Source organism: Blastococcus atacamensis (genome assembly GCF_002938425.1).
Taxonomy (GTDB): domain Bacteria; phylum Actinomycetota; class Actinomycetes; order Mycobacteriales; family Geodermatophilaceae; genus Blastococcus; species Blastococcus atacamensis.
The window spans coordinates 1-5,476 of record NZ_POQU01000131.1 but is presented as its reverse complement, the minus strand read 5'-3'; the positions used below and the strand labels follow the sequence as shown (position 1 = coordinate 5,476).

6 protein-coding genes are annotated in these 5,476 nt (G+C 73.3%); 2 read left to right on the top strand and 4 right to left on the bottom strand.

Annotation, left to right across the window (positions count from 1 at the left end; translation table 11 throughout):
* The first annotated feature begins 311 nt into the window (after nucleotides 1-311).
* Nucleotides 312-1,154, top strand: coding sequence for a DUF4190 domain-containing protein (locus C5508_RS18715; protein ID WP_157944151.1), 843 nt, complete (start codon nucleotides 312-314; stop codon nucleotides 1,152-1,154).
* Between the two features lie 29 nt (nucleotides 1,155-1,183).
* Here the strand turns inward: C5508_RS18715 and C5508_RS18710 are convergent, their stop codons facing one another.
* From C5508_RS18710 to C5508_RS20560, 3 genes are all read right to left on the bottom strand, one after another.
* The gene (locus tag C5508_RS18710; RefSeq protein WP_104526421.1) at nucleotides 1,184-2,803 is read right to left on the bottom strand and encodes an ABC-F family ATP-binding cassette domain-containing protein; all 1,620 of its coding nucleotides are present in this window, start codon (nucleotides 2,801-2,803) and stop codon (nucleotides 1,184-1,186) included.
* Nucleotides 2,804-2,843: 40 nt separating this feature from the next.
* Nucleotides 2,844-3,152, bottom strand: coding sequence for a three-helix bundle dimerization domain-containing protein (locus tag C5508_RS18705; RefSeq protein ID WP_104526420.1), 309 nt, complete (start codon nucleotides 3,150-3,152; stop codon nucleotides 2,844-2,846).
* A gap of 352 nt (nucleotides 3,153-3,504) precedes the next feature.
* Nucleotides 3,505-3,630 carry a hypothetical protein gene (locus C5508_RS20560; RefSeq protein WP_269801798.1) on the bottom strand — a complete coding sequence of 42 codons (126 nt, stop codon included), beginning with the start codon at nucleotides 3,628-3,630 and terminating at the stop codon, nucleotides 3,505-3,507.
* A 65-nt stretch (nucleotides 3,631-3,695) separates the two neighbouring features.
* Between C5508_RS20560 and C5508_RS18700 the strand changes: the two genes are divergently transcribed.
* The gene (locus C5508_RS18700) at nucleotides 3,696-4,754 is read left to right on the top strand and encodes a winged helix DNA-binding domain-containing protein (protein ID WP_104526419.1); all 1,059 of its coding nucleotides are present in this window, start codon (nucleotides 3,696-3,698) and stop codon (nucleotides 4,752-4,754) included.
* A gap of 6 nt (nucleotides 4,755-4,760) precedes the next feature.
* Here the strand turns inward: C5508_RS18700 and C5508_RS18695 are convergent, their stop codons facing one another.
* Nucleotides 4,761-5,207 carry a nitroreductase family deazaflavin-dependent oxidoreductase gene (locus C5508_RS18695; RefSeq protein ID WP_104526418.1) on the bottom strand — a complete coding sequence of 149 codons (447 nt, stop codon included), beginning with the start codon at nucleotides 5,205-5,207 and terminating at the stop codon, nucleotides 4,761-4,763.
* Nucleotides 5,208-5,476 lie beyond the last annotated feature (269 nt).

Below are 5,476 nucleotides of genomic sequence, written 5' to 3'. Positions count from 1 at the left end.
TTCTGATGGTTTGATCGATACTTTGAAGATTAGTGTATTCGTTTCTCGATGTGTGTGCTCTTATTTGCTTTTGTTTTTAATGATGCGGCTGCGACAGATACCTACACTATCCCCTTCGTCCGCAGCGTCAGATGCGTATACGTACCGGAGCGAGGGCAGGGCGTTCGGCCGAGTCGCGCCCGGCCGGGCCACAGGTGCTGGTGTTACGCCTGGTGGGGCGCGACCTCATCGTGATCGTGTCGTCGGACCCGCGACGGGCAGCGCCGCATACGGTCCCGCTCCGTACCAATTACCCATCGGTAGGAGATTCCGTGTCGTACCCCCCTCAGGCTCCGTACTCGCAGCAGTACGCGCCGCCGCCCCCGCCGCCGGTCCAGCCGACCCAGCCGGTCAAGAGCTCCGGCCTGGCCGTCGCTGCCCTGGTGCTGGGCATCATCGCGCTGGTCCTGAGCTGGGTCCCGATCATCAACAACATGGCAGCAGTGCTGGCCGTCGTCGGGCTGGCGCTCGGCATCCCGGCCCTCGTGCAGGCGCGGAAGGGTGCGCGGTCCGGCAAGGGCATGGCAATCGCCGGCGTGGTGACCTCCGTGGTGGCCATCGTCGTCGTCTTCGCCACCCAGGCGTTCTACTCAAACGTCATCGATGAGGTCCAGAACGAGCTGGACGACCTCGAGAGCTCGTCGCAGGACGCAGGCTCGCCCGCGGAGCCGGCGGACGCTGCGACCGACGAGCCGACGGTCGAGTTCGTCGCACTCGGGACCCCGGCGACGGTGGGCGACTACGAGGTCACCCTGGATGCCGTGCAGCTCGACGGCAACGCCATCGCGGCGGCCGGGAACCAGTTCAACGATGCGCCCACCGGCCAGTACGTCGTCATCCAGCTCACCACCACGTACGTCGGTACGGACGAGGGCTTCCCGGGGATGGACCTCACCGCGACCTTCCACGGCGCCGACAAGCGCCAGTACAGCGACTCCGACTGCGCCGCCCTGCTCCCCGACGACGCGATGAACGCGCCCACGCTGAACCCCGGCGGCGCGGACACGTTCCAGTTCTGCATGGACGTGCCCCCGGCGGCCATTGCCGGTGGCCAGCTCTCCATCGAGGAGACGATCAGCTGGGACGCGGAGCCGGTCTTCTTCGCTCTCGCCTGACGATCCGCGCGGGTGGTCCGCGCCCGCAGTCAGCGGGCGCGGACCACCCGCGTCTCGTCGAACACCGGCTCGGCCGACTCGTACACCCGGCCGTCGGCGCCGAAGACGACGAACCGGTCGAAGGAGCGCGCGAACCAGCGGTCGTGGGTCACCGCCAGCACCGTGCCCTCGAACGCGGCCAGGGCCTCCTCCAGCGCCTCGGCGGAGAGGACGTCGAGGTTGTCGGTCGGCTCGTCGAGCAGCAGCAGCGTCGCTCCGGAGAGCTCGAGGAGCAGGATCTGGAACCGCGCCTGCTGGCCGCCCGACATCGTCCGGAACGGCTGGTCTGCGGAATCGGTGAGCCCGTACCGGCGCAGCGCCGCCATCGCCCGCCCGCGGTCGACGCCCGGACGGCCCGGCTCGCCGTGCCAGAGCAGGTCCACGGGGGTGCGGTCCTGCCACTCCGGGTGCGCGTGCGTCTGGGCGAAGAACCCGGGGACGACGCGCGCGCCCAGCCGCCAGTCGCCGGAGTGCGCCACCGGCTGCCCGGCCAGCAGCCGCAGGAAGTGCGACTTGCCCGCGCCGTTGGCGCCGAGCACCCCGACGCGGTCGCCGTAGAAGATCTCGACGTCGAACGGCTGCATCAGGCCGCTGAGTTCCAGCTGCTCGGCCATGACCGCCCGCACCCCGGTCCGCCCTCCGCGCAGCCGCATCGCCACCTTCTGCTCCAGCGGGCGCTCCGGGGGCGGCCCGGCGGCCTCGAACTTGGCCAGCCGGGTCTGCATCGCGTGGTACCGGTTGGCCATGTCCGGCGAGTTCGCCGCCTGCTGCTGCATGGTGCGGACCAGGTCGACCAGCCGCTGGTGCTCCTCATCCCAGCGCCGGCGCAGCTCGGCCAGCCGCTCGTGCCGGGCCGTCCGGGCGTCGTGGTAGCTGGCGAAGCCGCCACCGTGCACCCACGCGCTCCCGCCCTCGACGGTGACCACGCGGTCGGCGACCCGCGCCAGCAGCTCGCGGTCGTGGCTGACGAACAGCACCGTCTTGCGGGTCTCGAGCAGTCGCTCCTCCAGCCAGCGCTTGCCGGGGACGTCGAGGTAGTTGTCCGGCTCGTCGAGCAGCAGCACCTCGTCGGGCCCCCGCAGCAGCGCCTCCAGGGCCAGCCGCTTCTGCTCACCACCGGACAGCGTGGACAGCTCGCGGTACTTGCACCGGTCGTAGGGCACGCCCAGCGCGGCGACCGTGACCGTGTCCCAGGTGACCTCGGCGTCGTACCCGCCGGCGTCTCCCCACTCGGCGAGCGCGCCGGCGTAGGCCATCTGCGCGCGCTCGTCGTCGGTCTCCATGAGCGCGAGCTCCGCCGCCTCGACCGCGTCCCAGGCGGCCCGCACCGCCGGCGGTGACAGGTCCACGAGCAGGCGTTGCACGGTCGTGTCGTCGCGCACCGAGCCGATGAACTGGCGCATGACACCCAGGCCGCCGGTGCGGGCGATCGCGCCGGCCTCGGGCACCAGGTCGCCGGCGATGATCCGCAGCAGCGTCGTCTTGCCGGCCCCGTTCTCGCCGACCAGCGCGGCGCAGGCGCCCTCGCCGATCCGGAACGAGACGTCGTCCAGGAGCACCCGCCCATCGGAGAGGGTGTGCCGGACCGCACTGACGTCGACGTAGCCCACGCCGACATCCTCCCGGACCGGGCAACGAGCTGTCGCCGGGTCAGCCGATCTGCCGGTCCAGCCGGTAGCGCGCCAGCCGCTCGACCAGCTCCGGCAGGGCTCCGACCGGCGATCCGCCCAGCTCCCGCCGGCAGTCCCGCACCACCCGGACGACCAGGTGCGGACCCACGCGGTCGGAGAACTCCCAGCTGAGCCGGCCGACCGCGGCGGTGACGGAGTCGTCGAGCGGCTCCGCGTCGCTCCGGTCACCCGCGGCGGCGCGCACCGGCTCTCCGGTGGCCGCGTCGTCCAGGGCCCGGGCGGGCTCGTCGGCGGCAGGCCCGGGGATCGGTGGGACGACCAGGGTCATCGGCGGTCCTTCGTTCGTCTGGAGAGGCGGCCCATTCCGGCCGCAGCGGTTCCATACGGTGTCGTCCCGGAGGTCGCCACACCAGGGACCAAGGGCCCGGGCCGTGCCGTGCGCTCAGATCGCGAAGAGCTCGGTATGCGCGTGCGCCGTGTGCGCGGCGGCCTCACGCACCAGCTCGGTCAGCGCGTCGGCCCGTGACCGGGCATCGCGCCGGCGGCTGCGGGCACGAACTCGCGACCGAGGCCGGGTGCGGCGGCGCACACCAGCGCATCGATCCGGCGCAGGTCCTCCTGGCGAGCCGGCTGCCCGGAGACCAGGCCTCCGTCGCCTCGGCGCCGGACACGGGACCTCCTCAGCCGAGGGCGATTGAGAGCACCGCGGCGGCCGCGCCCAGCACCAGGACCAGGACGGCGACCGTGGCCACCATCCGCCGTCGACGCTCGGCACCCGGACCGCCGGCCCCACCCATTCCCATCACGCCGCGGAGGCTAGTCCAGCTGCCCGGCCGGCGGAACCGTCGTAGGGCCCTGCCAGGGTGCGGCCATGACCCCGCTGCACGACGTCGCGCTGATGCGCCTGGTCGCCCAGGGGCTCGCCGGCCCTCCGGCCCCGGACGCGGCGACCGCCGTGCGCGCGCTGGCGGCCGTCCAGGGACAGGACCTCCCCGGCGCCGTGACCTCCGTGGCCCTGCGCACCGAGGGGCACCGGCGGACCGACGTGCTCGCCGCGATGGACGGTGGCGAGGTGGTGCGGAGTTGGCCGCTGCGGGGCACCCTGCACCTGCTGCCGGCCGAGGACCTGCACTGGATGCTGGACCTGCTGGGCCCGCGCGCGCTGGCCGGTCTCGCGAAGCGGCGAGCGGCCCTCGAGCTGGACGAGGCCGATGCCGAGCGGGCCCGGGAGGCCGTCGTCGCCGCGCTCTCCGGCGGCCGGCGGCTGTCCCGCGCCGCCCTCCTGGCCGCGATCAGCGACGGCGGCGTCGCCACGACCGGTCAGCGCGGCTACCACCTGCTCTGGTTCCTGGCCCAGACCGGAACGCTGTGCCTGGGCCCCACCGAGGGCACCGAGCAGCACCTGGTCCTGCTGGACGAATGGGTGCGCACTCCCCGCCGGCTGGACCGCGAGGAGGCGCTCGCGGAACTCGTCCTGCGGTACTTCCGCGGGCACGGGCCGGCCACGGTCGCGGACCTGGTGCGCTGGGCGGGAACCACCGTGCGCGACGTGCGCGCGGGCCTCGCAGTCGCGGGCGACCGGCTCGAACGCCTGCAGGTCGAGGGCACCGAGTACCTGCTCGATCCCGGCACGGCCGCGCGCCTCGACGCGCACCGCGACGAGGCGCGCGCCGTCCGCCTGCTCCCCGGCTTCGACGAGTTCGTGCTCGGCTACGCCGACCGGAGGGCAGTCCTCGACCCGCGGTACGCCGAGCGGATCTGCCCCGGGCGCAACGGCATGTTCTCCGCCACGGTCGTCGTCGACGGTCGGATCGCCGGAACGTGGCGGTGGGCCGGCACGGGTCGCCGGCGCGTGGCGTCGGCGTCCCTCTTCACCGAGGACGAGGAGCTCGCCGCCGCGGTGCCGGAGCTGGCGGCTGCCCTGCCCTGACCCGGCTCAGCCCCGGCGTTCCACCAGGAACACCGGGATCTGCCGGTCGGTCTTCCGCTGGTAGTCCGCGTGGTCCGGATAGGCCGCGACCGCGCGCTCCCACCACTGCGCCCGCTCCTCACCGGTGATCTCCCGGGCCACGCCGTCCCAGGGTTCGGGCCCGTCCTGCACGGTGACCTGGTCCGGATGGGCACGCAGGTTCGCCACCCACGCCGGGTCGGTGGGCGCGCCGCCCTGGGAGCCGACCATGGCGTAGACGCCGTCGTGCTCGACCCGCATGAGCGGCTGCTTGCGGACCTTGCCCGAGCGCGCACCACGGGTGCTGAAGACGACCACCGGCAGGCCGGTGTCCAGCAGGGTGTTGGCCTCACGCCCTCCGGTCGCCTCGTACCTCTCGACCTGGTCGCGGACCCACTGCTGAGGGCTGGGCTCGTACTCACCTTCCAGCGGCATGGCTCCGGATCCAGGGGGCGCCGGGCGCACCGGCTCGGCGACCCGAGTCGCGCCCGACCCGCCCCCGGTGGCACCGTTCGCACGGCTCGACCCGACGGGAGGAACACCAGGAATGCGGTACAGCGAAGGCGCCGGCCTCGACACGTCCGACGTCCGCGACCTCCGGGGCGGCGGCGGGTTCGGCGGCGGCCGGGGCGGCCGCGGCATCGCCGTGGGGGGAGGCGGCCTCGGCCTGGTCGGCGTCCTGGTGCTGGTGCTCTTCCAGGTCC